The organism is Bacillus sp. NMCC46, from assembly GCF_002998465.1.
Lineage (GTDB): Bacteria > Bacillota > Bacilli > Bacillales > Bacillaceae > Bacillus.
The window spans coordinates 1-25,830 of the sequence record NZ_PVQZ01000008.1 but is presented as its reverse complement, the minus strand read 5'-3'; the positions used below and the strand labels follow the sequence as shown (position 1 = coordinate 25,830).

At 41.3% G+C, this 25,830-nt stretch carries 31 protein-coding genes and 2 tRNA genes; 21 read left to right on the top strand and 12 right to left on the bottom strand.

Going from position 1 to position 25,830, the window contains the following annotated elements; translation table 11 throughout:
- Positions 1–24 precede the first annotated feature (24 nt).
- The 4 genes from C6Y01_RS17480 (at position 25) to C6Y01_RS17465 (ending at position 3,935) form a co-directional block, all read left to right on the top strand.
- On the top strand, positions 25–1,464 hold the full coding sequence (locus C6Y01_RS17480) for a DHA2 family efflux MFS transporter permease subunit (protein WP_034666046.1): 1,440 nt from the start codon (positions 25–27) through the stop codon (positions 1,462–1,464).
- A 193-nt stretch (positions 1,465–1,657) separates the two neighbouring features.
- Positions 1,658–2,551: an alpha/beta hydrolase gene (locus C6Y01_RS17475; protein ID WP_106038578.1), complete on the top strand. Its 894-nt coding sequence runs from the start codon at positions 1,658–1,660 to the stop codon at positions 2,549–2,551.
- A gap of 152 nt (positions 2,552–2,703) precedes the next feature.
- Positions 2,704–3,069, top strand: coding sequence for an MmcQ/YjbR family DNA-binding protein (locus tag C6Y01_RS17470; RefSeq protein ID WP_106038577.1), 366 nt, complete (start codon positions 2,704–2,706; stop codon positions 3,067–3,069).
- Positions 3,070–3,173: 104 nt separating this feature from the next.
- Positions 3,174–3,935 (top strand): SDR family NAD(P)-dependent oxidoreductase, encoded by a 762-nt coding sequence (locus C6Y01_RS17465; protein ID WP_106038576.1) that lies wholly within the window; start codon positions 3,174–3,176, stop codon positions 3,933–3,935.
- A gap of 257 nt (positions 3,936–4,192) precedes the next feature.
- On the opposite strand, the gene C6Y01_RS19455 is transcribed toward C6Y01_RS17465, so the two are convergent.
- Complete coding sequence (locus C6Y01_RS19455) at positions 4,193–4,378, bottom strand: hypothetical protein (RefSeq protein ID WP_392387687.1); 186 nt, start codon at positions 4,376–4,378, stop codon at positions 4,193–4,195.
- A gap of 461 nt (positions 4,379–4,839) precedes the next feature.
- Between C6Y01_RS19455 and C6Y01_RS17455 the strand changes: the two genes are divergently transcribed.
- Positions 4,840–5,988: a type II asparaginase gene (locus tag C6Y01_RS17455; RefSeq protein ID WP_034666034.1), complete on the top strand. Its 1,149-nt coding sequence runs from the start codon at positions 4,840–4,842 to the stop codon at positions 5,986–5,988.
- 33 nt (positions 5,989–6,021) lie between these two features.
- Here the strand turns inward: C6Y01_RS17455 and C6Y01_RS17450 are convergent, their stop codons facing one another.
- Positions 6,022–6,921: an alpha/beta fold hydrolase gene (locus tag C6Y01_RS17450; protein WP_106038574.1), complete on the bottom strand. Its 900-nt coding sequence runs from the start codon at positions 6,919–6,921 to the stop codon at positions 6,022–6,024.
- A gap of 54 nt (positions 6,922–6,975) precedes the next feature.
- Positions 6,976–7,428 (bottom strand): MarR family winged helix-turn-helix transcriptional regulator, encoded by a 453-nt coding sequence (locus tag C6Y01_RS17445; protein WP_034666030.1) that lies wholly within the window; start codon positions 7,426–7,428, stop codon positions 6,976–6,978.
- Positions 7,429–7,667: 239 nt separating this feature from the next.
- On the opposite strand from C6Y01_RS17445, the gene C6Y01_RS17440 reads away from it, so the two are divergent.
- From C6Y01_RS17440 to C6Y01_RS17425, 3 genes are all read left to right on the top strand, one after another.
- Entirely contained in the window at positions 7,668–8,273 is a 606-nt protein-coding gene (locus tag C6Y01_RS17440; protein WP_034666026.1) for a TetR/AcrR family transcriptional regulator, read from the top strand.
- A 31-nt stretch (positions 8,274–8,304) separates the two neighbouring features.
- A complete protein-coding gene (locus C6Y01_RS17435; RefSeq protein WP_060595617.1) occupies positions 8,305–9,504 on the top strand; it encodes an MFS transporter in 1,200 nt (399 codons plus the stop codon).
- Positions 9,505–9,862: 358 nt separating this feature from the next.
- Complete coding sequence (locus tag C6Y01_RS17425; protein WP_106038573.1) at positions 9,863–10,648, top strand: GNAT family N-acetyltransferase; 786 nt, start codon at positions 9,863–9,865, stop codon at positions 10,646–10,648.
- Here the strand turns inward: C6Y01_RS17425 and C6Y01_RS17420 are convergent.
- Positions 10,643–11,116, bottom strand: coding sequence for a GNAT family N-acetyltransferase (locus C6Y01_RS17420; protein ID WP_034666017.1), 474 nt, complete (start codon positions 11,114–11,116; stop codon positions 10,643–10,645). The two genes, C6Y01_RS17425 and C6Y01_RS17420, sit on opposite strands and share 6 nt — an antisense overlap.
- A 53-nt stretch (positions 11,117–11,169) precedes the next feature.
- Here C6Y01_RS17420 and C6Y01_RS17415 point away from each other — a divergent pair, with 53 nt between their 5' ends.
- A complete protein-coding gene (locus C6Y01_RS17415) occupies positions 11,170–11,439 on the top strand; it encodes a YesK-like family protein (RefSeq protein ID WP_106038572.1) in 270 nt (89 codons plus the stop codon).
- Here the strand turns inward: C6Y01_RS17415 and C6Y01_RS17410 are convergent.
- Complete coding sequence (locus C6Y01_RS17410; protein ID WP_106038571.1) at positions 11,417–11,974, bottom strand: GNAT family N-acetyltransferase; 558 nt, start codon at positions 11,972–11,974, stop codon at positions 11,417–11,419. The genes C6Y01_RS17415 and C6Y01_RS17410 overlap by 23 nt on opposite strands.
- Positions 11,971–12,366, bottom strand: coding sequence for a VOC family protein (locus C6Y01_RS17405; protein ID WP_034666005.1), 396 nt, complete (start codon positions 12,364–12,366; stop codon positions 11,971–11,973). Before C6Y01_RS17405 ends, C6Y01_RS17410 begins: the two co-directional genes overlap by 4 nt.
- Positions 12,367–12,558: 192 nt before the next feature.
- Here C6Y01_RS17405 and C6Y01_RS17400 point away from each other — a divergent pair, with 192 nt between their 5' ends.
- The 5 genes from C6Y01_RS17400 to C6Y01_RS17380 all read left to right on the top strand — a co-directional run bounded on the left by C6Y01_RS17400 (position 12,559) and on the right by C6Y01_RS17380 (position 16,002).
- Positions 12,559–13,101, top strand: coding sequence for a dihydrofolate reductase family protein (locus C6Y01_RS17400; protein ID WP_052004395.1), 543 nt, complete (start codon positions 12,559–12,561; stop codon positions 13,099–13,101).
- A gap of 109 nt (positions 13,102–13,210) precedes the next feature.
- Positions 13,211–13,684 (top strand): MarR family winged helix-turn-helix transcriptional regulator, encoded by a 474-nt coding sequence (locus C6Y01_RS17395; protein WP_106038570.1) that lies wholly within the window; start codon positions 13,211–13,213, stop codon positions 13,682–13,684.
- Positions 13,668–14,291, top strand: a complete 624-nt coding sequence (locus tag C6Y01_RS17390) for a nitroreductase family protein (RefSeq protein ID WP_106038569.1) — start codon at positions 13,668–13,670, stop codon at positions 14,289–14,291. The genes C6Y01_RS17395 and C6Y01_RS17390 overlap by 17 nt, the downstream gene beginning before the upstream one ends.
- A gap of 17 nt (positions 14,292–14,308) precedes the next feature.
- Positions 14,309–15,361 (top strand): LLM class flavin-dependent oxidoreductase, encoded by a 1,053-nt coding sequence (locus C6Y01_RS17385; RefSeq protein WP_106038568.1) that lies wholly within the window; start codon positions 14,309–14,311, stop codon positions 15,359–15,361.
- 347 nt (positions 15,362–15,708) lie between these two features.
- Positions 15,709–16,002: a hypothetical protein gene (locus C6Y01_RS17380; RefSeq protein WP_034665989.1), complete on the top strand. Its 294-nt coding sequence runs from the start codon at positions 15,709–15,711 to the stop codon at positions 16,000–16,002.
- A 33-nt stretch (positions 16,003–16,035) separates the two neighbouring features.
- On the opposite strand, the gene C6Y01_RS17375 is transcribed toward C6Y01_RS17380, so the two are convergent.
- Positions 16,036–16,599: a helix-turn-helix domain-containing protein gene (locus C6Y01_RS17375; protein WP_034665985.1), complete on the bottom strand. Its 564-nt coding sequence runs from the start codon at positions 16,597–16,599 to the stop codon at positions 16,036–16,038.
- A 109-nt stretch (positions 16,600–16,708) separates the two neighbouring features.
- Between C6Y01_RS17375 and C6Y01_RS17370 the strand changes: the two genes are divergently transcribed.
- Positions 16,709–17,296: a LysE family transporter gene (locus tag C6Y01_RS17370; RefSeq protein WP_095286277.1), complete on the top strand. Its 588-nt coding sequence runs from the start codon at positions 16,709–16,711 to the stop codon at positions 17,294–17,296.
- Positions 17,297–17,300: 4 nt separating this feature from the next.
- Here the strand turns inward: C6Y01_RS17370 and C6Y01_RS17365 are convergent, their stop codons facing one another.
- Both C6Y01_RS17365 and C6Y01_RS17360 read right to left on the bottom strand, forming a co-directional pair.
- A complete protein-coding gene (locus tag C6Y01_RS17365) occupies positions 17,301–17,852 on the bottom strand; it encodes a GNAT family N-acetyltransferase (protein ID WP_034665977.1) in 552 nt (183 codons plus the stop codon).
- A gap of 127 nt (positions 17,853–17,979) precedes the next feature.
- Positions 17,980–18,873 (bottom strand): LysR substrate-binding domain-containing protein, encoded by an 894-nt coding sequence (locus C6Y01_RS17360; protein ID WP_034665973.1) that lies wholly within the window; start codon positions 18,871–18,873, stop codon positions 17,980–17,982.
- A gap of 202 nt (positions 18,874–19,075) precedes the next feature.
- Here C6Y01_RS17360 and C6Y01_RS17355 point away from each other — a divergent pair, with 202 nt between their 5' ends.
- Together C6Y01_RS17355 and C6Y01_RS17350 are read left to right on the top strand one after the other, a co-directional pair.
- A complete protein-coding gene (locus C6Y01_RS17355; protein ID WP_034665969.1) occupies positions 19,076–20,065 on the top strand; it encodes an aldo/keto reductase family protein in 990 nt (329 codons plus the stop codon).
- A gap of 152 nt (positions 20,066–20,217) precedes the next feature.
- Positions 20,218–20,403, top strand: coding sequence for a CsbD family protein (locus C6Y01_RS17350; RefSeq protein ID WP_034665964.1), 186 nt, complete (start codon positions 20,218–20,220; stop codon positions 20,401–20,403).
- A gap of 94 nt (positions 20,404–20,497) precedes the next feature.
- Here C6Y01_RS17350 and C6Y01_RS17345 read toward each other — a convergent pair whose 3' ends face one another.
- On the bottom strand, positions 20,498–20,818 hold the full coding sequence (locus tag C6Y01_RS17345; RefSeq protein ID WP_034665961.1) for an AzlD domain-containing protein: 321 nt from the start codon (positions 20,816–20,818) through the stop codon (positions 20,498–20,500).
- A complete protein-coding gene (locus C6Y01_RS17340; protein ID WP_095286282.1) occupies positions 20,815–21,540 on the bottom strand; it encodes an AzlC family ABC transporter permease in 726 nt (241 codons plus the stop codon). The genes C6Y01_RS17345 and C6Y01_RS17340 overlap by 4 nt, the downstream gene beginning before the upstream one ends.
- A 296-nt stretch (positions 21,541–21,836) precedes the next feature.
- Between C6Y01_RS17340 and C6Y01_RS17335 the strand changes: the two genes are divergently transcribed.
- On the top strand, positions 21,837–22,712 hold the full coding sequence (locus tag C6Y01_RS17335) for a DMT family transporter (protein ID WP_095286283.1): 876 nt from the start codon (positions 21,837–21,839) through the stop codon (positions 22,710–22,712).
- An 80-nt stretch (positions 22,713–22,792) separates the two neighbouring features.
- The gene (locus tag C6Y01_RS17330) at positions 22,793–23,812 is read left to right on the top strand and encodes a S66 family peptidase (protein ID WP_034665949.1); all 1,020 of its coding nucleotides are present in this window, start codon (positions 22,793–22,795) and stop codon (positions 23,810–23,812) included.
- A 46-nt stretch (positions 23,813–23,858) separates the two neighbouring features.
- Here C6Y01_RS17330 and gltP read toward each other — a convergent pair whose 3' ends face one another.
- Positions 23,859–25,109 carry a glutamate-aspartate/proton symporter GltP gene (gene gltP / locus C6Y01_RS17325; RefSeq protein WP_034666069.1) on the bottom strand — a complete coding sequence of 417 codons (1,251 nt, stop codon included), beginning with the start codon at positions 25,107–25,109 and terminating at the stop codon, positions 23,859–23,861.
- A 369-nt stretch (positions 25,110–25,478) separates the two neighbouring features.
- Between gltP and C6Y01_RS17320 the strand changes: the two genes are divergently transcribed.
- Together C6Y01_RS17320 and C6Y01_RS17315 are read left to right on the top strand one after the other, a co-directional pair.
- Positions 25,479–25,555 (top strand) — tRNA-Arg (locus C6Y01_RS17320).
- An 11-nt stretch (positions 25,556–25,566) separates the two neighbouring features.
- Positions 25,567–25,640, top strand: a tRNA-Gly gene (locus C6Y01_RS17315).
- Positions 25,641–25,830 lie beyond the last annotated feature (190 nt).

Genomic DNA, 25,830 nt, shown 5'->3' with positions numbered 1-25,830 from the left:
AAAAAGAAAAGGAGCCAACCTACTATGAACAAACAGCAAGCAGCAGCTTCTCATATTCGAACGCTGCCCATTATTATCTCATTTATCACAGCTGGTTTTATTGGCCTGTTCAGTGAAACAGCACTAAATATGGCGCTGAGAAGCTTAACGTTAGACTTTGGTATTGAAGCAACGACAGCTCAGTGGCTGACAACAGGATATTTATTAACACTTGGTATTCTCGTACCAATTTCAGGACTCATTCTTCAATGGTTTACAACAAGACAGCTTTTCATTACGTCGCTCATCTTTTCGATCATTGGAACATTTATTGCGGCGGTTGCGCCAGTCTTTAGTATTTTAATGGTGGCACGTGTCGTACAGGCAGTCGGTACGGCATTGCTTCTTCCATTGATGTTCAATACGATTTTGGTGATCATCCCGCCTCATAAACGAGGCAGATCAATGGGGATTATAGGTCTTGTGATCATGTTTGCACCAGCTGTTGGTCCAACAGTCTCTGGTCTTATTTTGAAATCGCTGACTTGGCATTGGATTTTCTGGATTTCACTTCCGTTATTAATAGCTGCACTCGTCTTTGGTTTTATCTTTATGCAAAATATTACGGAGCCAACAAGACCAAAAATCGACATTTTATCGATTGTGCTTTCAACCATTGGTTTCGGAGGAATTGTGTATGGCTTTAGCAGTGCCGGTGAAGGCGGCGGCTGGAGCAGTATGCATGTGATCGTTGCAATTGTAGTAGGTGTCATTGGGATTCTTGTATTCTCTCTCAGACAGTTGAATATGAAGGAACCGATGTTGAACTTAAGCCCGTTTAAATATCCGATGTTTGTCATTGGGTTACTGCTGATCTTAGTGTGTATGATGGTGATGCTGTCTGCTATGATGATTTTGCCATTGTATCTGCAAACATCCTTGGCACTAACTACATTTACAGCAGGTTTAATGCTATTGCCTGGTGGAATTATCAACGGTCTGCTATCTCCAATCATGGGTGGGCTATTTGATAAGTTTGGGCCAAAATGGCTTGTGATTCCAGGGCTTGTCATTGTCGCAGCGACGATGTTTGGCTTCACGAATTTAAGTGTGAATACATCGATTGGATACATTGTGACCCTTCATATTACGTTAATGGTCGGAATCGCGATGATCATGATGCCTGCACAAACAAATGGATTAAATCAGCTGCCGCCAGAGCTATATCCGCATGGTACAGCGATTATGAATACATTGCAGCAGGTGTCAGGAGCTATTGGTACTGCGGTCGGTATTTCGATCCTTTCATCAGGGACCCGCAGCTTTATGGAAAATGTGGCTGATCCCGCAAATCCGATGAACCAGCTGCTCGCCTTTACAAATGGCGTCCAGCATGCATTTATCTTTGCTGTGATCATGACCGTCATTGGTTTGATCATCGCTTTCTTCATTAAACGAGTGAAAGTAGAACAGCAAGTTTCATAAAATAGATGAAAAGTACTGAGGACCTAGCGCCGCAGTGCTTTTTTATTTGCCCAATGCTTGTTTCAAAGAGAGCGAAAATGGGGAGATAGATAAAAAGTGAACCAATGAGAATGTGCTGCTGATTCAGTAGAAGGAAAAGAGGAAAAAGGAACGAATGAGTTAGAAGAAATGAATAAGATAGGAGACTGAGATCATGAACTTAGAAGAACAAATCAAAATCGCTGCGTCATTACGTCAACCAGCTGAAGGTTCATTACCGAGTCAATCGGAACTAAAACCAGTCCATCCTCCTGAAGTAAACAAAATGGAATATGACATTCCAACAAGTGCTGGCGAAACAAAGGTATGGGTATTTAAGCCGGTCAACACATCAAAGCAGCCGCTTCCTGTTTTTGTGAATTTACATGGCGGAGGATTTATCCTAGGCAGTGCTGAAATGGATAACCATTGGTGTCCGGTCATTGCAGACCGAGCGCAATGTATCGTCGTCAATGTGGAGTATCAGCTTGCTCCAGAGCACCCTTTCCCGGCCGCTCTTCATGAATGCTACGATGTGCTGAAGTGGCTGTATGAACACCCTGATGAGCTTCAAATAGATCCCAAAGCAATAGCCATTGGCGGACATAGCGCAGGAGGAAACTTGGCAACGGCTGCTTGTCTCTTAAATATTCAAAAAGGGCACCAACTTCCTATTGTCTATCAAGTGCTTGATTATCCGCCGCTTGATTTAGCCACTGATCCAGCACAAAAGCCAGCGTTTGAAGAAGCGATCCCAGTTGAAATGGCGAGACTCTTTAATGCCTTCTATCTGCAAGGCCAAGATCCGCACAATCCGCTCGTTTCTCCGATCTTTGCTGATCGTTCATCCTTGGCACAAATGCCACCAGCTCTCGTTATCACAGCTGAAAGAGATTCGCTAGCTCAAGAAGCCGAACAATATGCGGAGAAGTTAAAAGAAGCAGGGGTAGACGTCACGTACAGACAGTTTAAAGGAGTCCCTCACGCCTTCACGCATGCCGGAGATTTAGCAATAGCTGAAGAGGCTTGGCATCTGATGAGTGATCAATTGAAGAAGGCATTTGAATAAGAAAGGAACAGTGATGTTAAAGCACAGAGCCCAGCGGGACTGTGCTTTTATTGTTGCTTGAGAAAGAAGTGGGTTACAAAAGATCAGATATCTGCCTTCATTGTCGATATAATAGAAAGAATAGAAGACGACTTAAAAAAGGAGCGAATCTAATGGAAAAAGAGAAACTACAGGCATTTTGTCTTTCTTTAAAAGGAGTAACCCAGGATTATCAGCCAGAATGGCAGGCAGATCGTTATCATATTGGTGGAAAGATGTTTGCTATGATGGGCGGAGATGCGAATCGAAAACCTGTCATCACTTTAAAATGTGACCCTCAACGTGCTGAAGAACTAAGAGAGGCGCATGAGGGGATTATTCCGGGCTATTATATGAATAAGACTCATTGGAATTCGATTTACCTTGATGCGGACATTCCATCTTCATTTGTAGAGGAGTTAATCGAACATTCCTACCAATTGGTTTTTCACAAATTAACAAAAAAAACTCAACATGACATCCTCCAACATGATGAATGAAGTGAGACAAGTTAATAAACCCTGTGATTCTCTTCAAAATTGACTAGAGCGAAGTGCTGTCGTTATAATTTAACCAGTTAGAAGACGTTAATAGGGGGATATAATTGAGCTATACAGTCATTACAGGAGCAAGTTCAGGTATTGGGTATGAGGCGGCGCTAGCCTTTGCGGCACGAGGCAAAAACCTTATTTTAGCTGCACGACGGCTCGAGAAACTCCAAGAACTGAAGAAAGAGATTCTTGATCAATATCCCGAGATCAAAGTAAACATACAGTCTGTCGATTTAACCGACATGGAGCAAGTGTATTCATTTTATGAATCGTTGGCTGAATATGAGCTTGACACCTTCATTAATAATGCAGGGTTTGGCCATTTCGGTTCAATAGGAGAACAGGATGTAAGTAAAATTGGGGATATGCTTCATCTGAATATCGAAGCCTTAACGATTTTATCCACTTTATTTGTTCGTGATTATGAGCAAGTAGAAGGGGCTCAGCTGATCAACATTTCTTCAAGAGCGGGCTATACAGTCGTCGGCAATGCCGTCACCTATTCAGCCACGAAGTTTTACGTGAGTGCCTTTACAGAAGGACTGGCACTAGAGTTGAAAGAAAAGGGAGCTAAGTTACAGGCGAAAATATTAGCACCTTCTGCAACAGAATCAGAATTTGCAAAGCGTTCATTAGATGTAGATCAATTCGAATATGAAGGCAATATCAAGAAATATCATACATCAAAAGAAATGGCAGCTTGTCTGCTTGAGCTTTATGACCATGATAAAACAGTCGGTATTGTTGACGGCAAGACATTTGATTTTGAATTGAAAGATCCGATTTTTTCACATGCTAGTCCAAGTATGAAATAGAAATGACACATCACTGAGGGAAGATGTCCTTGGTGATTTTTTTATGGCATGATTGACTGTGTGGTAACCACATGGTTTAGAATGTGTACACAAGGAGGGAATCTAGTGACGTATGTAACAAGTGGAGAAGTATGTAAGCTATTAAACATCACAAAGTATACGCTCGTCATTATATAGAACAGGAACTCGTCCGCCCTGCGAAATCCGCTCAAACTCAAAATGGATAACAATTATTTGATGAAAAAAACACCTTCACATTAGGTGTTTTGTTCATATGTTCTTTGATAAAGCAAAGAATCAGAGACCCAGTAGATGAGACTGCTCATGATGACGATAGGCACAGATGCCGAGCTCCCAATACCATCAATGACAAAAAGCATGACAACCATTGCAATCAGTAAATAAGCAGCTAAATAAAGAGGATGGAAAGCCTTTGGCTGCAAAGAAAACAACAACTGCAAAGGAACCGCAAAAACGAAATAATAAACAAAAAAGATGGGAATGTAAAATACCAGGAACGCAGGCTCTCCCTGAATCGGTGGATAGAAGCATACGAACAGACTGAGTAAAATCGAACTAAGGAATAGTGTTATTAGGATTTTGTGAAATGATTGAAGCATTTGCAATACGTATACTTCTTTTTTGTAAAATTTACTATATTTTATCATAAATTGATGATCTAGTATTGTTTACTTTTATTGATTGAACAACCTCAATATCTCCTCTTTTAAAAGTAAAGTTAGGTATTTAGATGTAAATAAATGATTGTGATAACGACCATTTTTCCTTTATTTGGTTCTGTATCTTTCGCCTCATGCCGATGAATGAAGGAATGGTATAAAGTAAACCCTATAGAAAGAGATCTAGCTTTGAATCCATCACATTTAAGAAGAGAGATGATCGAATGAACGTAACAAAATGGTTAGGTGCTGTCCTTCTTTCTGCTTTATTACTGTCGACAGCAGCTTGTGCCAATACAAGTACCCAAGAGAAAAATCAAAGCGAAAAAGAAAGCGCAACTAATGAATCAAAGGACAAAACGACAGCCGTAGAAACAGGGAATAAGTCCTTATCTAATATTAAGGTATTAGCGACAGGCGGGACGATTGCTGGCAGTTCGGACAGTGATACAGATACGACAGGATATAAATCCGGTTCACTTGGCATCGATAAAGTCATTGCTTCAGTTCCTCAGCTAAAGGATATTGCAAACGTTACCGGTGAGCAGGTAGCGAATGTTGGCAGTGAAAATGTTGATAATGCCCTTCTTTTAAAATTAGCCAAACGAGTGAATCAACTCTTAAATGATGATCAGGTGGATGGCATAGTCATCACGCATGGAACAGACACACTTGAAGAAACAGCTTACTTTCTACATCTGGTTGTCAAAAGTGATAAGCCAGTTGTGGTCGTTGGCTCAATGAGACCAGCGTCTGCTATCAGTGCGGATGGTCCGCTGAACTTGTATCATGCTGTCAAAATTGCCTCTATAAAAGAAGCAAAAGGCAAAGGTGTCATGGTCACGTTAAATGACCGAATTGCCTCAGCTCGATTTATTACAAAGACAAACACGACCACAACCGATTCCTTCAAGTCACTTGAGCAAGGCTACATTGGAGAAATTGCTGGTGAAGTTGTTTCCTTCTATAACGAAACGACAAGAAAACATACAACTGATAGTGAATTTGATGTATCGAAAATAAAAGAATTGCCACAAGTCGATATTTTATATGGCTATCAAAATGATCAAAAATATGTGTATGATGCAGCTGTAAAAGCAGGAGCGAAAGGCATTGTCGTTGCCGCAGCAGGAAATGGAACGATGTCAACAGAAGCCATCAAAGGGGCAACAGATGCAGTGAAGAAAGATGTGGTCCTCGTGAGGTCAAGCCGTGCGGGAAATGGAATTGTGACCCACGAAAAAATGGATGATGAACATCACTTTGTGTCATCGGATTCATTAAATCCACAAAAAGCGCGCATTCTGCTTATGCTCGCTCTAACGAAGACAAAAGATCCAGATAAAGTACAGACATATTATGAAAAATATTAATGAAGAAAGGGACCCGAAGCTTCGGGTCTTTTTTTATGCATGTTCCTGATGATACTTTTCAGCACGTGTTTTTAAAGAGAGTAAAATATCTCGCCATATATCGTCTACATCTGTAAGAAAATGTCCCGCTTGATCTATATAATAGGTTTTGACGTTTGGAATACTAGGAGCCATTTTTTCTATTTCTACAAATGGAGCCATCGTATCCTCTTTTCCATGCCATACATCAACAGGGATTTGTATATCTTTCATATCGAATGCCCATGGCTGCGAGAGCAAATATGGTTCATGAATACATTCATCCACCGATTGACGAGTGGCTTCGTGTAAATGCGTCATCATCATCTCGAGCTGCTCATCGGTTTGAAGGAATTGACGGTCCCATGGATGTAAATGTTTGTTCCCATTTTTGGCCAGCTTCTTAAATTTCTCTGGTTTTTTCTCAATCATTTTTTTCTGGGAACGATAGCTTGCTTTCAATAGCCAAGGGAACTTCTTACTGAGGAAAAAAGCCAATTTGTTCTCTTTGAGCATACTCTTAGGCGGTTTTCCGTCCTGAAATGGCGTTGTACTTGAGATCAGAGCGGCTGAAAGGACTCGATTCGGCAATTGATAAGCACAGCCAGCAGCGAATGCGCCGCCTCCAGATACACCCATCACTGAAAAATGCTGAATGCCTAAATGATCTGCTACTTCCAGCACATCTTTTGCCCAGTCTAAAATCGTACGGTCAGGTTGAGGGGTAGATAAACCAAATCCAGGTCTGTCTAAACAGATGAGGCGAACACCGAGCTCTTTAGAGATTGGGTCATCATCTAAAAACATGACTCTTGATCCAGGTGTTCCGTGAAAAAAGAATACTGGAAACCCTTCAAGATCACCGTATTCACACAAACCAATATGACGTCCATCTTGTAAATGAATCCTACCCATATTTTCATCCCCTTAATAGTTTATCTAACTTAAATTTTGGAGAAAAACACCGGATTAAGGCGCTTCTTTCGCAATCTGATAGATTTTTTCGTATAGAGATAATAATGTTTTTAAATCTTCTTTTGGAAGCTTTGCATAGTATTTTTGAATAAGGTGCAATTGAATTTCTTCCGTATTCTTGTGATAGTCATGACCCTTTTGAGCAAAATCAACAATGATTTCTCTTCGGTTATGTGGATTAATTTCTCGTTTGACATAGCCAAGCTGCTCAAGCTTTGAGACAAGCTGGCTAGCGGCACTTGCCGAAATTGAAAAGTAATCAGCTAGTTCGTTGATTGTTCTCGTTTTTGTCCGTAATAATTCAAGTGTCAGCTCTTGTTTGGCTGATAAATCTGCATACTCATGTTTTAAAAATCGTTGATACTCTTCTACATAGATAGAGCCTAGTGCATTCGAGTATTCAATGATTTTTTTACCGTAATGAATGATTTCCTCATCCAATGACATCACCTCTATTCTATTATAGGCAATCCTTATTGTTAAGTGAAGTTAAATATTAAGAATTATTAAATGATGAGAGGGCATAAATGACCGTATTGTTTGTTTTCACATGATTCACTCCTTATGAATTCGATGACTTTTTCATTGTATTTTGAAAAAGATCCATTTATAATAAAAAAATAAACCAACTGGTCGGTTTTGATTTGTCCTTGCAAAGAAAAGCAAGGTAGAAGGGATTGTGAAAGATGACAAGTACACAAAGCGGGGCTGGAAAGAGCGAGAAGACGAAGCAAAAAATCGTCACCGCTTCTCGTGATTTATTTGCGAAAAAAGGATATTCAGAAACATCCGTGCGGGATATTCTAGAGGCTGCTGAGGTTAGTAAAGGCAATCTCTATCACCATTTTAAAGGAAAAGAGTTCTTGTTCCTTCATATCATGGAAGAGGATCACCGTTTGATGATGGAGACGTGGCATCAGGAGAAACAAACGATGCACCGGGCCATTGATAAGCTCGCCGGATTTGCAGAGCTGCTCAGTCAAATGGGGATTAACTACCCATTAATGAGAGCGAGTGAGGAATTCTGTGCAAGTGTCTTTACATCAGACGAGGTCATGGAACGGCTGAACAAGATTGATGCCGACTTTGATGATGTGATGAGAGACATCTTACTTGAAGGAAACGAAGATGGCAGCTGGTCAATTCAGCATGTGGAGTCAAAAGTGAAAATATTACTTTCCGTTTTTTACGGATTAGACGTGTTATATAAAAGTGACACCATCCAACAGAAGAAAGAGTTACAAAAAGAGGCGATCTCATTGTTTATTCACGGAATCAACCATCATGAGTAACAAGTGAGTCAGTAAAGGAGAAACAAACATCATGCAAAAACCGATTCGTGAGCAAAAAGCTGTACTCGTTATTTTATTAAGTAATATATTTATTGCGTTTTTAGGCATCGGTCTCATCATTCCTGTCATGCCGCTATTCATGAACGTGATGCATCTAACAGGAAGTACGATGGGATACCTTGTGGCGGCGTTTGCCGTGGCTCAGCTCATTGCTTCACCTATTGCAGGGAGATGGGTAGACCGCTACGGAAGAAAGATTATGATTGTGTCAGGGCTGTTTCTATTTGCGTTATCAGAACTCGTCTTCGGTCTTGGGACACACGTGTATGTGCTGTATTTTGCAAGGCTGCTAGGCGGCATTAGTGCGGCATTTATCATGCCGGCTGTCACTGCTTATGTCGCAGATATCACGACCGTTCAAGAAAGATCAAAGGCAATGGGCTATGTGTCAGCGGCCATTAGTACTGGTTTTATTATTGGCCCGGGCATTGGCGGATTTATCGCAGAATATGGCGTACGCCTGCCATTCTTCTTTGCAGCAGGGATTGCGTTTATTGCCGTCATTTCGTCTATGTTTATGCTGAAGGAGCCATTAACAAAAGAAGAGCGAGCGAAACAAATGGGTCAAGTGAAGGAATCTACTTTCTTTAAAGATTTGAAAAAATCGATTCATCCAAGCTATCTCATCGCCTTTATCATTGTGTTTGTCCTCGCTTTTGGACTATCTGCGTATGAAACAGTCTTTAGCTTGTTTACAAATCATAAGTTTGGATTTGGACCAAAAGATATTGCCGTCATCATTACCGTCAGCTCGATTGTGGCGGTCATCATCCAAGTACTTGTGTTTGGTAAACTGGTTAATGCCCTAGGGGAGAAAAGAGTCATTCAGCTATGCCTGATTGTCGGAGCGGTCCTTGCTTTCGTTTCGACAGTCGTTTCAGGCTTTTTGGTTGTACTGATTGTCACATGTGTCATTTTCCTTGCGTTTGATTTATTGCGACCAGCATTAACGACCTTCTTATCCAAAATCGCTGGAAACCAGCAAGGATTTGTCGCAGGGATGAACTCCACCTACACAAGCCTAGGTACGATTTTCGGCCCAGCACTTGGCGGCATTTTATTCGATCAAAATATACATTTCCCATTTCTATTCGCAGGTGTTGTCTTATTTCTTGGGTTAGGCTTAACCCTTATTTGGAAGGGGAAGGCAGAAGAGCCTGCGGCAGAATAACAGACAAGAGACCTTTATTGAGGTCTCTTTTTTTATGACTGTGGCTTCAGACGATTCAATGCTTCTGCCATTTTTTGATTTTGATGCTTTTTGTAAAACAGAAAGGCGATGATATGACCAGTCAGTGTCAGAAAGGCAATGCCGATGAAATAACATAATCAATTGCAGTAAAGCAGTCGAATATAACGCGGCCGCCCCTAATTGAAAGGCTGAATTGATGGCGGTGGAGATGAGAATGTTGACAGGTGCAGGGATGGTAAAGTAGTTCCACAGTAAAGGGTAAAAAGAGTCACTGCATGCGCACAGCTTTTTATTTATAATGGAAGGAAAGAACATGTTCGTGAAAGGAGGGAGCACTGTGCATCTCTTGGAGAAGCAAAGGTCACCATCGATGAAAGAAGGAATTCGCCAGATCGACCCGGCATATCCAGTGTTTGTAGATGCGGTCATGGATGGTTTCATACAAGGACATCTGTATGTAGATGATGCAGTGCACCCTCTTGTTTTTTTTCTTGAAGCTGCATGCGGCATTTATTATGTTGCAGGCAAGAGAGAAGCGGAGCTGTCACGCTGCTTGGCCTTCATTGTGGATGTTTACGAAAGACAGAGAAGACAAAACGGCCGGTTTACCGTATTTTCAGCGAATCAATCAACAGATGTGATGATGAAAAAATGTCTTGGTTCACATCTGAATGAGATGGAAAGACATGCGTACGTTTTTCCGCAGGCACTTTCTTATGTCGATGTGCCTCATCCGGGCTATAGAGTAGAGCGGACAAATGAACAGGTGATCAATGCAAGCAGGGCTTTTCCTCCTAGCTATTACGAAGCCTATTGGGGGAGAGCGGCGCGCTTTCTATCAAAAGGAATCGGAGTTGCCATCTTAGATGGAGAGAACGTGGTGAGTGAATGTGTCTCCATTTTTTCAAGTGAAGATCGTGTGGAGATAGATATTTGGACAGAAGAAGCCTGCCGGGGGAAAGGTTTGGCGCAGCTGGCAGGTCAGCATATGATCAGGAGCTGTCTTGAAAATAAGAGGACACCGCATTGGGATTGCGATGTCCATCACCTAGCTTCGATCAAACTGGCAGAGAAGCTAGGCTTTCAGCGGACAAAAACCTATCGAGTGTTTTATGGCTCATGATGAGAAGGTTTTGAGATACCAAGCATCCATCGCAGAATGCTCAGAGCCATCAATCGGTTCAGAGAGAAGAGAAAAGCCATATCGCTGATAAAGGCCGGTGGCTGCAGTTAATTCCTGGCGGGTTTCTAAATAACATGCTTCGTAGTATGTAGAGGCATATTGCAGCGCCGTATCCATCAGTTTTTTGCCCGCACCTTTTCCTTGTGCCTTTGGACTTAAATAAAGCTTTTGTAATTCACAGATGTCGTTTGTAAATGGAGCAATGCCTACGCCGCCTACAATGTCACCATTCTCTTCAGCAATCCAATAGGCTGCATGAGTCAATGATTGATAGTATTCGAAAAGCTGGTCAAGGTGGGGATCAGTGTAGGCAGTTCCTTCAATCGCCAAATTCGCCGATTCTAGTGACTGGCGGATAATCGCTGCGATATACGGATTGTCTTTTTGCTCAATGGGTCTAATGTTCATTGGAAGTACCTCCATTGTTATAAGATAAAAAAGAGAATGGGAGTTGAAACAACATGTTTTGGCTGCAAACCGCTATTTTTACAATCGTTGTATTGTGTCTCTCATGGTGGGCAGGGAAAAGACGCAGACACCGTCATGCGGGGCTAATCCTCCCTATATGCTTCATTCTATTTGGATTGGTTTTATTGATATCCAGTTTCTTCATTGGCAGATGGGAAGGCATGGCGCTTAGTATATCAAGCATCTCTATCGTTCTCTCTTCCATGATTGGTTTGATCATCGTCACAGCGATTCAATTTTTTAAAAAAGATGACCCTTCTTAAGCGGGGCATCTCCACTGTTCATCTGATTGTATTCTTCACGAAGGATGCCCATGATGATCACATCTGAGTAGGTTCCATTGAAATAGAGTGCTTGGCGTCTTTTCCCTTCATATTGAAATCCGGCTTTCTCATAGCTTCTGAAGGCTCTTGGATTATGGGAAAAGACTTCGAGCTCAAGACGATTGAGTTCTAATGTATCAAAGGCGAATGCTTGAACCATCCGGACAGCTTCTGTACCATAGCCCTTTTGGAAATGTTCTGGTCCATGAAGCGCAATGCGGAAGCTTGCCGTATGATTAATTGGATCAATGTCCACAATCGCCGCATCCCCAATCATTTCTTTCGTGTCTAGCAGACAAATGGCGAAATCTCGTCTGCTGTCATCTTGTAAAAATCGGGTATAGGCTGAACGAATCTCTTCTAGTGTGAACGTTTTGCGTGTGCCAGTCATATAAAGAGTTTCTGCATGCTGGCATCCTCTTTGAATACCAGGATAATCCTGCTCTTCAATCGGTCTCAAAAATAAGCGGGTCATGACGGATCACCCTCCTCTATATATCGAGAAATTTCAATTAAATTCAGATCAGGATCACGGATATAAACAGATTCAATCGGACCTAATGTACCTGTGCGCCTGACTGGCCCTTCTTCAATAGGAACCACTTGCTTGCGAAGGTGCAGCAGCAGACTATCCATATCTAAATCGGTGATAAAGCACAAATCACTAGAGCCAGGAAGTGGGTGAGCCGCTGCCCGTTCAAATTCATGACCAGCTTCATGAAGGTTGATCTTCTGTAAACCAAAACGAAGCGCTTTACGGCCTTCTCCAAAGGTTTCTTCCTTCATTCCTAATACGTTTGTATAAAAGCGAATGGTGTCCTCCATATGTTGTACAGTCAACACGATATGATCAAGTCGTCGTATCATCAGTCTCTCCTCCAAGTATGATCATTGATTGAACTGATTTTATTATATCATTACCTGAAGAGGATACCTTATTGAATCACGGTTTTGAAGACATGAAAATGGAAGATGGCAAACCCATGTATCCTTTGTCTTTCGTTTCTGATACAATGGGGATAGAATATATGTTCTTATTTAGGGTAAGGAGTGATGGGATTGAGTCAGAAAAGGAAGCTGCTTTTTTATGGGGCGATGAGTATCGATGGCTATTTAGCGAGAGAGGATCACCGGCTCGATTGGCTAATAGGAACAGAGGGCGAGGAAGAAACGAGCTATGATGACTTTTATGCGTCAGTTGATACGCTGATCATGGGGCGAAATACATATGAGCAGGTTCTTCAGCTGTCACCAGATGAGTTTCCTTACGAAGGAAAGACTTGTTATATCATGTCACGAACTTTACAAGACAGTCTGAAAGGAACTCATATCATTCGAGAAGATATCTTATCATTTGTGAAAAAATTAAAAGATGTACCAGGTCAGCATATCTGGATTGTCGGCGGCGGGGAACTGCTTCAGTCTTTCATAAAAGCAGGATTGGTTGATGAGCTTTACCTTCAAATCGCACCTGTCATGATTGGGAGAGGCATTCCTCTGTTTTCCCCAGCGGATATGGAATCCAGGTTTTCATTAAAAGAAGTACAACAATACAAGCAGATAGCTGAAATGCATTTTGTCTTAAAAGAAGAGGATCACTGACCTGAGGTGGTCTTTTTTTTATGAAACAAACTCGTTGACAATAAAATATCCTAGTGTTAGGATAAATTTATCCTAGTTTTAGGATTTATTGAAAAAAGGAGTAGTTGCCATGGTGCAGCATGAACATGAATTAGACTTAAGGCTATTCCGCGTGTGGATGAAAGCCTATCAAGCTCTTTTTACAAATATCCAAAAAGACATTGAACGGTATGATATCGGATTTGAGAACTTTCAGATCCTTGAATTGCTCTATAGTAAGGGGCCGCATCCTGTCCAAAAGATCAGCGACATCCTGTCAATCCCAAGTGGAAGCATGACATATGTCGTGAACAAACTAGAAAAACAAGAGCTGGTGAAAAGGCAATGTGCACCCTCTGATAAACGTGTATTTCATGTATTGCTGACGGAAAAAGGAAAGCAATTGTTTGATGACATTTTTCCTAAACACACAGATGTCATTTCGCTAAACCTATCCTTTATTGAAAAAGAAGAAAAAGAACAGCTCATTGAATTACTAAAAAAAGTCGGTTTAGGTGCAAAACAACTTCACGAAAAGGGGAAACAAGATGACACTCAGCTTTGATACATTGGTACGTGAAAGACGATCCGCATCAAATTTTTTGCCAAATATCTCGATTTCGAGAGAAGAGCTTAACAGCATATTTGAAGAAGTCAAAATGGCACCATCTGCTTTTAACTTACAGCACACACAATATGTCGTCGTCCAAACAGAAGGTCTCAAAGAACAAGTAAGAGAAGCTGCATTTGGACAATATAAAGTTCATTCCGCCTCAGCATCAATTATTGTACTTGGAGACCCAAATGCTTATCAGCAAGCGGGGAACATCTATGAAGGTCTGAAAATGCTTGGCATTTTAAACACGCAGCAATACGAAGAAATGGTCAGAGAGACGATGACCTTTTATGAACAGAGAGGAGCGGATTTTCAGAAAGAAGAGGCGATCCGCAATGCTTCATTATCTGCGATGCTGTTTATGCTCTCCGCCAAAAACAAGGGATGGGACACGTGCCCAATGATCGGTTTTGACCCTGATGTCATGAAAAAGGTGTTAAATATCGAGTCGGATTTGGTTCCTGTGTTAATGATCACACTCGGAAAAGAAAAAGTAGAGAGCAGACAAGCGAGAGGCTACAGAAAGCCAGTCTCTGAATTCGTAACATACTTATAAGATAGGGGGTTCCACTCATGGAACTAGGAATAAGTACATTTGTAGAAACAACACCTGATTTTCAAACAGGAAAAACAGTCAGTCACGCACAGCGTATTCGAGAAGTAGTCGAAGAAATTATTTTAGCAGATCAAGTCGGCCTTGATGTATTTGGAGTGGGTGAGCATCATCGACAAGATTTCGCTGCATCGAATCCAGCTGTCGTCTTAGCGGCTGCGGCAACACAAACAAAGAATATCCGCTTGACAAGTGCAGTGACAGTCCTTTCATCAGCAGATCCTGTTCGTGTCTTTCAGGATTTTGCAACATTAGATGGACTATCCAACGGGCGTGCAGAGATCATGGCAGGCCGTGGTTCATTTATTGAATCATTCCCGCTGTTTGGCTATGACTTAAATGATTATGAAGAATTATTTGAAGAAAAGCTTGATTTGCTGCTCAAATTACAGCAGTCCGAGCGTGTCACATGGAGCGGAAAGCATCGCCCATCTATTCAAGATGTTGGGGTATATCCAAGACCTGTTCAAGATCCGCTTCCAATTTGGATCGGCAGTGGGGGAAACCGTGAATCTGTTGTACGCGCTGGATTATTGGGGCTGCCGCTAGTACTTGCCATCATTGGCGGGAGTCCTAGACAGTTCGCACCGCTTGTACAGCTGTATAAGCAAGCGGCAGTGCACGCTGGACATGACCCAGAGAAATTAACCGTAGCGTCACATTCGCATGGATTTGTTGCGGAAGAAACAGATCTTGCAGCAGACCAATTCTTCCCTTCCACACAGCATGTGATGAACACGTTAGCAAGAGAGCGAGGCTGGGGTCCATATACTCGTTCTACATTTGATGCAGCGAGAACGTTAGAAGGCGCGCTGTATGTAGGAGATCCAGATGCAGTGGCAGAGAAAGTGATTCACCTTAGAAAAAATGTAGGAATCACGCGCTTTATGCTTCATGTACCGGTTGGTTCAATGCCGCATGATCAAGTATTAAAAGCCATTGAGTTATTTGGAAAAGAAGTCGCTCCTAAAGTAAGAGAAGAGGTTGCCAGCTGGGAAGCAGAGCAAGCATAACGAAAAAGGTCGATCAAGTGCATAGGCTTGATCGACCTTTCTTATGCTTAAGGATCAATGACACAAGGTTTCACTGTAGGGCATGAAGCAGCAGAAGCAAGTGGTGTGGTCGTCAAGGTGAAGAGGAAAACAAGTTGAAAACAGATGAGCCATTTTTTCATGAAATCACCTCCGTTCACAATTGTTTGACGGAATGAGATGAGGATAAAAGCACAGAAGTATAGAACACTCTCTATCCAACATAAGACAATCATATCATAATTTTCAAAAAAATGAAAAAATATCTTATAGAAGTACTAATATATGGTATGGTTAATATGTTCAACAAAAAAAGGGAGGGATTTTTTATGAAAAAGGTCATGTCTTCAGTTTTGGTTGGAGCAATTGTCTTAACAGGTGCCGGGGTCACAGCTGCTCCAGTGGAAGCAAAGGAGCAAACAAAAAGTGAAATAACCGTTCAGGCGAGTCGAACTGTCTCAGAAACAAGAACGTATACGACCTCGAACATCCCAGAAAGTATTGTCTATGCAAAGGATGGCTGGGTCGGTATTTTAAAACAAACCTCTATTGAAGAATTAGGATTAGGAAAATACAGAGTCACATTTACTGGAACGGTTGTACGTGATCCGGGATTTAATTAAATAAAACGCAAAGCTGACAGGTGGACAAGCCTGTCAGCTTTTTTCATGAGGATAATAAAGAATCATTTGCAGCCGGACCATTTGTTCTCCGGTTTGTTTATATGCATGCGAACGGTCCGCTTTAAAACGAATGGAGTCGCCGGCCTTTAAGCTGTATTGCTCATCACCAATGGATATATCAAGCGCTCCCTCAAAAACAGTGATCAATTCCTCTGTTCCGCCAATATGTTCATTCGCATGCAGCGACCCGCCAGGATCAATTTCTACTCGGTACACTTCAAATTTTCCCCGGTCATCAAAGGGAAAAGTCGTATACACACGATATCTCCCGTCATCTTCCGTTAAAATCTGTGCATCTTCCTTGCGTACCACCTTGATTTCAGGCTGTGGTGCGTAAATGAGCTCACTAAAAGACACCTTTAATCCGTTGGCGATTTTCCACAAAGTCGTGATGGTAGGGGTTGATTCTCCTCTTTCAATTTGTCCAATCATGGTTTTACTGACACCAGTTAATTCTGCCATCTTTTCTAGGCTTAATTTTTTTTGATCTCTAAGAAGCCTCACATTTTTAGAAATAATCGATTGTACATCTTCCATGAAAAAACTCCTTTCTCTATTTACTTTATAAAGACCAAACGTTACAATAAAACGTAACATACGCAATAAAGTAATTAAAGTCTTAATAACGCACGAGGGAGGCGGCAACTTGATTCTTTCTATGTTGATCTATGCTTTTGTGAGCAGCTTTACCCCGGGGCCAAACAACATCATGGCCATGGTCTTTACGAATAAGTATGGGGTCAAGCAAACATTTCGATTTTGTTTAGGTGTGGGTATCGGATTTCTCGTCATTTTGTGTTTGAGTTGCTTCTTTAATATCATTCTTTATCAAGTGATGCCGAAAATAGGCTGGGTCATGGCGTTCATCGGAGCCGCATACATGATTTATTTAGCTGTCAAAATCATGAAAAGTAAAGGCGGGGATGACGAAACCCTTGACCGCTACAATCATTTTGTTCCTGGTATGATGCTGCAATTTATCAACCCAAAAGCGATCTTGTATGGGTTGACCGTGATTTCAACCTTTGTTTTGCCATATGGACAATCTAATATGCATTATGTGATATGGACATTGATTCTCGCACTTATTGGCTTTCTCGGTACATTCAGCTGGAGCCTATTTGGCTCTTTATATAAGCGCTTTTTGACTGCTTACGAAAAACCGTTCCAGTTTGTCATGGGGCTGCTTCTGATATACAGTGCGATTTCAATGGTATGGGGCTATGTGATGTAAGTAGTCAGAAGCTTGGCCTCTGCCTGCCCATCACAACAGTATTGTAATAAAGTCCATCTGCCAGCCGTTTATCATTTTTTAATACCCCTTCAATCAGAAAGCCATGGCGCTCATATAACCGAATGGCTTTTTGGTTGGTTTCCAGCACGTGAAGTGACATCTTCTGGATGCCTTGCTGATCAGCCCAGTCAATAGAAGCGGCTAAAAGCTCTTTGCCAATGTGATAGCCCCAGGCATCCTTTTGTATGGCGATGCCAAATGTCACTTTGTGAGCAGAGCGCTTGAGTGAATGTCCCTCACATCTAGAGAAACCGACAATCTCTCCTTCAATATCAGCGACCAAAAATAAATGCCTGCTTTGTTTGGCATCCTCTTGAATCAAAACCTCAAAATCTTTTTCATGAAGAAAGGCTTCGCCTGGTTCACGGTCTAAATATTCTGTTTCACCATCAATTTTCAGTCTGAGAGCTGATAACTGCTTGGCATCGCCAATTGCAGCAGAACGAATACGATAGGTCAAGTCACGAACGGTGAATAAGTTTTCAGAGATGATCATTGAACAGAGCACCAACCTTTCTTTCCATTATGTCTATCATACCTGAAACGTGTACATAGCAGGTTAAAGCTTTTAAGCCTGTCTTATAGATAAGTATTTTTTAATCCAGCTGACCCTGGCTGGATCTTCATGATTTAGACTGAGAACTTAAATAAGCTTCTCTCACAACTGTTAAAAAGTGGTCAGCGACGGTTGATGTATCATCTTGTCTCCATGAAACATATAAATTTACTTTTGGTGTAGTTTCTTGGATTTTTCTATAAACAACCCCTGCGCGTTTTACGCTTTCTACTGAGGATGGAACCACAGAGATTCCCATTCCTGCAGCAACTAAATTAACAATCGTATGCATTTGAATAGCTTCCTGAACTACGTTTAAACTTATGCTATTTTCCCAAAAGTAGCTGATAATTAAATCATAAAATGCTGGACCTAGATGACGTGGAAACATGATAAATGGTTCATTGGCTAATAAATGAATTGGAACTTTGGGAAATGAAGCTAAAGGATGATTTTCTGGCAAAACCAAGCTTAATGATTCCTCACAACAAATTTCTGAGGTAAGTATCTTATTATTTTGGTTAGAACGAATAAATCCTATTTGAATTTCTTTCTTATATAGTGCTTTTAACTGCTGTTCTGTAGCCATTTCACATAAGACAAGATGGATGTTAGGGAAATTTTCTCGAAACGTTTTAATAATATCGATCACAATATCAGTAGAATCTACGAAACCGATCGTTAACTGACCGATCCTTCCGTCATCTGCAAGTTGTGTTGCTTTAATCGTTCTATCTACTTGAAGAAGCGTACGGCGGGCTTCTTCTAAAAATACTCTCCCAGAATCTGAAAGTTTAACCTGTCTTTTCGTTCTATGAAAAAGCGTAACACCTAACTCTTCTTCTAATTTACGAATTTCTTGACTTAATGGAGGCTGTGCCATTTTAAGACGTTCAGCTGCCCGGCTAAAATTTAGTTCTTCAGCAACCATGATAAAATAACGTATTTGTCTCAGATCCATTTTTTATGCCCCCCTATAAATTTCATACTTGCTTATTGGGTAAAATGATTCCGAAGGATTGTTATTAAACAGTTTTGCGCTTTTTTAATGGAAATATTTTTAATTATATAAAATATATATATATTTATCTGAATATATATATTATACATATTAACGTCCTCTTTTTATAATGAAAGTATTCTTTCAAAAGGAGGGCATTGTTATGGAATATAGTAAACTTGGATCTAGTGGATTAACAATTAGTAAACTTGCTTACGGAAACTGGATTAATCATGGTGGTAAGATAAATGAAGAAACTGCCCATGATTGTGTGAAAGCTGCTCTTGATGTTGGTATTACGACGTTTGATACTGCTGATGTTTATTCAGACACCAAGGCTGAAGAGATACTAGGCAGGTCTTTAAAAGGGATCCGGCGGGAGAGTATTGAACTTTGTACAAAAGTATGTCATCCAACTGGTACTGGGAAAAACGATAGAGGATTATCACGCAAGCATATTTTGGAAAACTGTCATGCCTCTTTGCGACGTTTACAAACGGATTATATTGATATTTACTATGCACACAGGTTTGACCCAACTACACCTCTGGAAGAAACGATGTTAGCTTTCGCAGATCTAGTAAGACAGGGTAAAGTGAACTATATTGGTGTAAGTGAGTGGACAGCAGAACAAATTACTCGAGGGGCAGCGCTTGCACGAGAGCTAAATGTCCCCCTTATCGCCAGCCAACCTCAATACTCCATGTTATGGAGAATAATTGAAAGTGATGTAATACCGACCTGCCAGCGTGAAGGACTTGGCCAGGTAGTATGGTCGCCTTTGGCCCAGGGGATCCTTACTGGAAAGTATCTCCCAGGAAAATCACTTCCGACTAATTCGCGTGCTAACTCATCTGCTGGAAAACCTTTTTTTAAAAACCTTGCTCAACGCTGGATGAATAATAACACCTTAGAGGCGATACAAAAGCTTAAGCCCGTCGCACAAGAGGTTGATCTTACTCTCGCTCAGCTTGCGATAGCATGGGTACTGCAAAACCAGAACGTTTCTGCAGCAATTATCGGTGCTTCTAGTCCAGAACAGGTGAGGGAGAATGCTTTAGCATCTGAGGTGAAAATTGAAACTGCGATGATGAATCAGATTGACGAAATTCTAGGTGATCTGGTTGAATACGATCAGAGTAAAACAGGTTAAAGCTTTTAAGTCTATCTTATAGATCATTATTTTTAATCCAGCCGACCTTGGCTGGATTTTCATGTTGCTGTAGTTTCTTGGATCGCACACTCAGATGTTTTGTATCTCTCAAAAAGGCTAAATGAATAGTATCAAACGTGGAGGTGGAACAAATGAGTGAAGAAAAAGGACATATGGATAAAGCGAAAGGAAAAACAAATCAAGTCAAAGGTCAAGTGAAAGAAAAGCTTGGCGAAGCAACAGATCATCAAAACCTGAAAGCAGAAGGGAAAAAGGATCAAGCCAAAGGAAAGCTTCAAGATAAAAAAGGGGATGTGAAGAATAAACTAAACGAGTAGCTTTCAGAAAGCTACATAAACCATTTAAGGCATGCCCTGATGATGAATTCCTGATAAGAAAAAAGCTTAACCACATGCGGTTAAGCTTTTTCTTTTAGAAAAACCATCTAGCAGTTCCCATCAGCATGACGCCTACAAGAACAGTAAGTGACAAGCTTTTTGTCCAAATAGCGATCAGTACGGTCGGAACTAAGACAGCAAGGTACATCCAGTGAATGGTGACGCCTGTTGTGGTATGAATGAACAGATGCTCTGCAATCAAAGCTGTAAAGATACAAATGGGAATAAACGATAACCACTTAAGCACCACTTCAGGCAGCTCGATACTTCGTACAAATAAAAAGGGAACGACCCTTGGAATGACGGTTACAATCATACAGCCGAGAATCAGCCATATCATAAAACTGCTGATCATTTATCTGTCACCACCCCAATGGTTGCGACAATCATGGTGGCTAACAGAACAGCCACGTGTGAGGGAACAAAATGAAGCAGAACAAACATTGCAACGACCATATACAAAACAAGTGACAGGCGATGGGTTAACTTACTTTTAGGCACAGTTTGCAAAGAAAGAACCAACAGCGCAGCAAACATAGCGGAAAGGGCAAAATCAAGACCAAGGGCTTCAGGATTTGAAATCCAGTGTCCAAAAATGCCGCCAAGTATACAGGCAGCAATCCAGCACAAATAAGCCGTTATGTTTAGCCCATGCATCCACCGATTATTCAGCTTTCCTTGCTGAGCTAATTTATTCATGGCTACGCCAAAGGATTCATCAGTCAGCAATAGACCGAATCCAATGTTTTGTTTCACAGAGTAGCGTGTAAAATGAGGAGCCAGCGTCAGGCTGAGCAATAAATGACGCAGATTCACAATAAATGTAGTGAGAATAATAGCGGAAAGGGGACTTCCAGTGACAAGCAGTGCACAGATAATAAACTGTGAAGCACCTGCATAAATAAAGATTGATAGAAGCGCAATGTCCCATAAGCTCAACTGTGCGCTAATTCCAACAATTCCGAAGGCAAACCCAATACTCATATAACCAAGCAGGGTTGGCACACAATCTTTTATTCCCTCGAGAAATGGTTCATGTTCCGTGCTGGGAATGTGTTTTCTAGCTTCAATATCCAACGACCTCTACTCCTTTTCTGCGTGACCACCTATAGTTTTACTTACTATATGAAAACGAATTCAGCATGTCAATAGCCGCTTATCTTCTATTATATGAAGAAAAAAGGTGACAAAAAAGGATTGAAGTCAACCAGAATTTGTTATAAAGTATCAGAAAATAAAAATAATTGGAGTGACGGCAATGCTATGGAAGCCTTTGTTTGAACATGATGTTCCAAATGCCCTCCGTCCATAACGGAGAGTGATCTCCGTTTGTGGATATGGTCATCAAAATATCCAGTAACGGAGGGAAAAAGATGAATGAAAAATATATAGGCGCCCTTTACCTAGCAATCGCTGCAAGTATTTGGGGCGGCATGTACGTTGTTGTCAAAGTAACAGTAGCGGTTGTTCCACCACTTGAGCTCGTTTGGATGAGATATGCTGTAGCAGGAGTCGTTTTGGTGTTCACCATTTGGCGCTTGGGCTATTCCTTTCGATTAGATAAAAAAGATATCCCGCTTATAGTGGTGATTGGGCTGATCGGAAATTTTCTTTCAATCGTGACCCAAGAAATCGGGACGATGTATACGTCTGCACAAATGGGGGCCGTTATCACATCTGCAACACCTGCGTTTATGGTGCTGTTTGCGTTCTTTCTATTAAAAGAAGCCATGACTGTTCGAAAGTGCGCATCCATCCTGCTTGCTACAGCAGGTGTATTGCTCATGATTGGACCAGTCGCAGTGCAAACAGATGAATTTGTTGGCGGTCTTTCATTGGTCATCGCTGCTTTAACATGGGCGCTTATGTCTGTTTTGCTAAAACGAGTTCCAGGAAAATACCCTCAGGTGGTGACAACCACATATGCGATCATCATTGCATTCATTGTTTTAACACCGCCAGTATTATTTCGTTTACCTCACCTAGATGTGGAGCAGATGGCAAGGCCAGAGATTTGGGGCGGTATTCTTTATCTAGGCATCATTTCAACAGCTTTAGCATTCTTTTTGTGGAATAGAGGGCTTCAATTGATGGATGCCTCAAGCGGAGGTCTATTCTTTTTCTTTCAACCGATCGTAGGTGCCATTCTTGGATGGCTGCTTTTGGGAGAAGATATGGGATTACGCTCATTCATTGGAATTCTATGTATATTTGCAGGTGTCTATACTGTGCTGCGTCAAAAGGAATAAGAGAAGATGTCCCTTGTAAAAGGGGCATCTTCTTTAAAATGGGTAGGCTTGAGAGATTGAGAGAGGATGGGGGAAACAGAATGATACAATTTCCGCATTTACAAAAAGGACAAACGATTGGTGTCACAGCACCTTCCTCAGGTGTACAGCCATCCTTGCATGACATGTTTCAGCTCTCATGCGAACGAATGAAAAAAAGAGGCTATGATGTCATATGTGGAGAGACGGTATGGCACCAGGAAAAGGCAAAATCAGCGCCTGCCATAGAACGAGCAAACGAGCTTCAGTATATGATGACGTGCAATGAGATTGACCACATCATCCCGCCATGGGGAGGACAGCTTTTGATGGAAGTGCTAGAGCACCTTGATTTCTCAACGATGCACAAAAAGTGGATTCTTGGTTACTCAGATACGAGTGCACTCTTGCTGGCATTTACATTAAAAACAGGCATTGCTACAGCACATGGCCCAAACTTAGTGGATTTACGAGGGGAAGAGTCTGATCAAACGACTGCTATGTGGGAAAAAGTGCTTTCCACAGAAGAGGAGATGGACATTACTCAGTTTTCTTCATATAAGTATCAAAAGGAATGGCAGCATGACACCCCGAGTCAACATGTCTTTCATTTAACAGAGCCTACAAGATGGCGCACGGTTCATCCGCAGGAGAAGGCGGTGAAGGGGAGACTGATGGGAGGCTGCATTGATATCATACGTCACTTAGCGGGGACACCTTTTGGAGACGTTAAAGCTTTTCAGGAAACATTCATAAAAGGTGAACCGATTCTCTGGTACTTCGAAAACTGCGCATTAAATGCTACCAGCATGAAGAGATCACTTGTTCAATTAAAACTAGCAGGGTGGTTTGACCACTGTTCAGGTATCATGTTTGGGCGAAGTGCAGTTGATGTGCCTGTAGAAGGGTATCAATATCGGGACGTATATGAAGAATTACAAAAGGAATTACAAATCCCCATTTTCTACGATATAGATTGTGGGCATGTCCCGCCACAAATGACGCTGATTAATGGCGCATATGCAGAAGTGCAGCTGCAACCTCAAGGCAAAGCGGTCCTAAAGCAAGCATTTTTATTATAAGAAAAGGAAAGGGGAGGAAAGGGGAACCCCTTTCCTTCATATAACATTACATCCCTTTTGTTTCCTCACCTGCTTTTGGAACTTCCCATGCGGACTCACGGAATACTTTTTCCCATTTCGATACGACAATACATGCAACGGCATGCCCTGGAACATTCACACCTGTTCGTGCCATATCCATAATTCGATCAACACCGGCTATAATGGCGACGCCTTCTGCTGGAAGACCTACTGCATGGGCGGTTGCTAAAAGAACGACGAGTGAACCGGATGGCACTGCTGCAATCCCTTTACTCGTTAACACAAGAACAAGCATCATCAAAAGCTGCTGTGACAGACTCATGTCGACACCAAACGCTTGTGCAAGAAACACACAGGATACCGATAAATATAAACTGGACCCATCACAATTGAGAGAAAGACCAGATGGAATGACAAAGGAGACGATTCTTTTTGGACACCCGTATTTTTCCATTCGTGACATAAGCTGAGGAAGGACAGTTTCTGTACTTGTAGTAGAGAAGGCAACTAAGAACAAATCCCAAATCATTTTTAAAACTTCGAAGTAGTTAAAACGGAAGATCAGTGCGACCAGAGGGAACAAAGCAAAGAGAATAATGAATAATCCTAAAAATACAGTCCCGACAAGCTTCATCATTGGGATTAATAAAACAATGCCATATTGGCCAACGGAAGCGGCCATTAATGCAAGAACTCCAATAGGTGCTGTCACCATGACCATCTGCGTTAGCTTAAACATAATTTGTGCCACTGATTCAAAGAAGGTGAGAACAGGAGCGGATGCTTTACCGATGCCGCTTGCGGCTACACCAAATAATATGGCGAAGAAAATGACAGCAAGTAAATCATTCTGAGCCATGACATCGACGATATTCGTTGGAATGATATCGAGTACCATTTGTTTAAAGTCAACGACTTTCTGCGTATAGCCATCTAATTCACCAATATCTTTCTTAGCTAATTTAGAGAAATCAAGGCCAACGCCAGGCTTTAGAACATTAGCCAGCAATAGACCAATTCCTAGAACGATGGTTGTGATGACCTCAAACCAAATGATCGTCTTTAATCCTAGGCTGCCCATTTTCTTCATACCGCCACTGCCAGCTGCACCAATAACAATGGTAGAGAAAACGATAGGAACAACGATCATTTTAATCAATCTGATGAATCCATCTCCAATTGGCCGCAGTGCCATCCCGAAGTCAGGAAAGAAATGGCCGATAAGAGCTCCTATCACCAAAGCGATCATGATTTGAAAAGCGACGAACTTTTTCATCATCTCCTACCTCCTTTAAATGCTTGGAAAATATTAAGAATTTTCCAATAAATAAAAATTCTATGTGACCATGTTTTGTCCTTCTTTGGATTTAGAAAGATTTTATTTAAGAATCATTAGAATTATGAAGAAAGAGAAGAAAATAGGGCTATTGCATCTCTATTTATCTAAGAAAAAACCACTTCTTAAAAAATATGAAACTTTTTTAGAAAAATGTATTGACCCATTTATGTGATCCATGGTATATTTTTATTCGTCGCTGATGACGTATTTGAAACAAAGACATTCAAACACATGCGACAAACAAATTTTAAAAAGATATTGACTTGATAAAAACGATATGTTAAGATAATTAAGTCGCCTGATTAAGCGCCCGTAGCTCAATTGGATAGAGCGTTTGACTACGGATCAAAAGGTTAGGGGTTCGACTCCTCTCGGGCGCGCCAATACAAATCACGCGGGTGTAGTTTAGTGGTAAAACCTCAGCCTTCCAAGCTGATGTCGTGAGTTCGATTCTCATCACCCGCTCCATTTTGAAACGTGATCTTTGAAAACTAAACAAGACAAAACGTACCTGTTAATTCGAGTTTTTATAAAAAATCCTATGATATATCATAGGTAGTCAGTCAAACACTGACGAGGCAGGAAATGATCACATGCTAAGTTCGCTACATCGTGTAGCAACGCATGTGTGATATGCATCCTGCATACCTCGGAGAGT

What these genes read in the sequence shown, in the direction of transcription:
- C6Y01_RS17480 (WP_034666046.1), top strand. Translation starts at nt 25, where the DNA reads ATGAACAAACAGCAAGCAGCAGCTTCTCATATTCGAACGCTGCCCATT.
- C6Y01_RS17475 (WP_106038578.1), top strand. Translation starts at nt 1,658, where the DNA reads ATGAACTTAGAAGAACAAATCAAAATCGCTGCGTCATTACGTCAACCA.
- C6Y01_RS17470 (WP_106038577.1), top strand. Translation starts at nt 2,704, where the DNA reads ATGGAAAAAGAGAAACTACAGGCATTTTGTCTTTCTTTAAAAGGAGTA.
- C6Y01_RS17455 (WP_034666034.1), top strand. Translation starts at nt 4,840, where the DNA reads ATGAACGTAACAAAATGGTTAGGTGCTGTCCTTCTTTCTGCTTTATTA.
- C6Y01_RS17450 (WP_106038574.1), bottom strand. Translation starts at nt 6,921, where the DNA reads ATGGGTAGGATTCATTTACAAGATGGACGTCATATTGGTTTGTGTGAA.
- C6Y01_RS17445 (WP_034666030.1), bottom strand. Translation starts at nt 7,428, where the DNA reads ATGTCATTGGATGAGGAAATCATTCATTACGGTAAAAAAATCATTGAA.
- C6Y01_RS17440 (WP_034666026.1), top strand. Translation starts at nt 7,668, where the DNA reads ATGACAAGTACACAAAGCGGGGCTGGAAAGAGCGAGAAGACGAAGCAA.
- C6Y01_RS17435 (WP_060595617.1), top strand. Translation starts at nt 8,305, where the DNA reads ATGCAAAAACCGATTCGTGAGCAAAAAGCTGTACTCGTTATTTTATTA.
- C6Y01_RS17420 (WP_034666017.1), bottom strand. Translation starts at nt 11,116, where the DNA reads ATGAACATTAGACCCATTGAGCAAAAAGACAATCCGTATATCGCAGCG.
- C6Y01_RS17415 (WP_106038572.1), top strand. Translation starts at nt 11,170, where the DNA reads ATGTTTTGGCTGCAAACCGCTATTTTTACAATCGTTGTATTGTGTCTC.
- C6Y01_RS17410 (WP_106038571.1), bottom strand. Translation starts at nt 11,974, where the DNA reads ATGACCCGCTTATTTTTGAGACCGATTGAAGAGCAGGATTATCCTGGT.
- C6Y01_RS17405 (WP_034666005.1), bottom strand. Translation starts at nt 12,366, where the DNA reads ATGATACGACGACTTGATCATATCGTGTTGACTGTACAACATATGGAG.
- C6Y01_RS17395 (WP_106038570.1), top strand. Translation starts at nt 13,211, where the DNA reads ATGGTGCAGCATGAACATGAATTAGACTTAAGGCTATTCCGCGTGTGG.
- C6Y01_RS17390 (WP_106038569.1), top strand. Translation starts at nt 13,668, where the DNA reads ATGACACTCAGCTTTGATACATTGGTACGTGAAAGACGATCCGCATCA.
- C6Y01_RS17385 (WP_106038568.1), top strand. Translation starts at nt 14,309, where the DNA reads ATGGAACTAGGAATAAGTACATTTGTAGAAACAACACCTGATTTTCAA.
- C6Y01_RS17380 (WP_034665989.1), top strand. Translation starts at nt 15,709, where the DNA reads ATGAAAAAGGTCATGTCTTCAGTTTTGGTTGGAGCAATTGTCTTAACA.
- C6Y01_RS17375 (WP_034665985.1), bottom strand. Translation starts at nt 16,599, where the DNA reads ATGGAAGATGTACAATCGATTATTTCTAAAAATGTGAGGCTTCTTAGA.
- C6Y01_RS17365 (WP_034665977.1), bottom strand. Translation starts at nt 17,852, where the DNA reads ATGATCATCTCTGAAAACTTATTCACCGTTCGTGACTTGACCTATCGT.
- C6Y01_RS17360 (WP_034665973.1), bottom strand. Translation starts at nt 18,873, where the DNA reads ATGGATCTGAGACAAATACGTTATTTTATCATGGTTGCTGAAGAACTA.
- C6Y01_RS17355 (WP_034665969.1), top strand. Translation starts at nt 19,076, where the DNA reads ATGGAATATAGTAAACTTGGATCTAGTGGATTAACAATTAGTAAACTT.
- C6Y01_RS17350 (WP_034665964.1), top strand. Translation starts at nt 20,218, where the DNA reads ATGAGTGAAGAAAAAGGACATATGGATAAAGCGAAAGGAAAAACAAAT.
- C6Y01_RS17345 (WP_034665961.1), bottom strand. Translation starts at nt 20,818, where the DNA reads ATGATCAGCAGTTTTATGATATGGCTGATTCTCGGCTGTATGATTGTA.
- C6Y01_RS17335 (WP_095286283.1), top strand. Translation starts at nt 21,837, where the DNA reads ATGAATGAAAAATATATAGGCGCCCTTTACCTAGCAATCGCTGCAAGT.
- C6Y01_RS17330 (WP_034665949.1), top strand. Translation starts at nt 22,793, where the DNA reads ATGATACAATTTCCGCATTTACAAAAAGGACAAACGATTGGTGTCACA.
- gltP (WP_034666069.1), bottom strand. Translation starts at nt 25,109, where the DNA reads ATGAAAAAGTTCGTCGCTTTTCAAATCATGATCGCTTTGGTGATAGGA.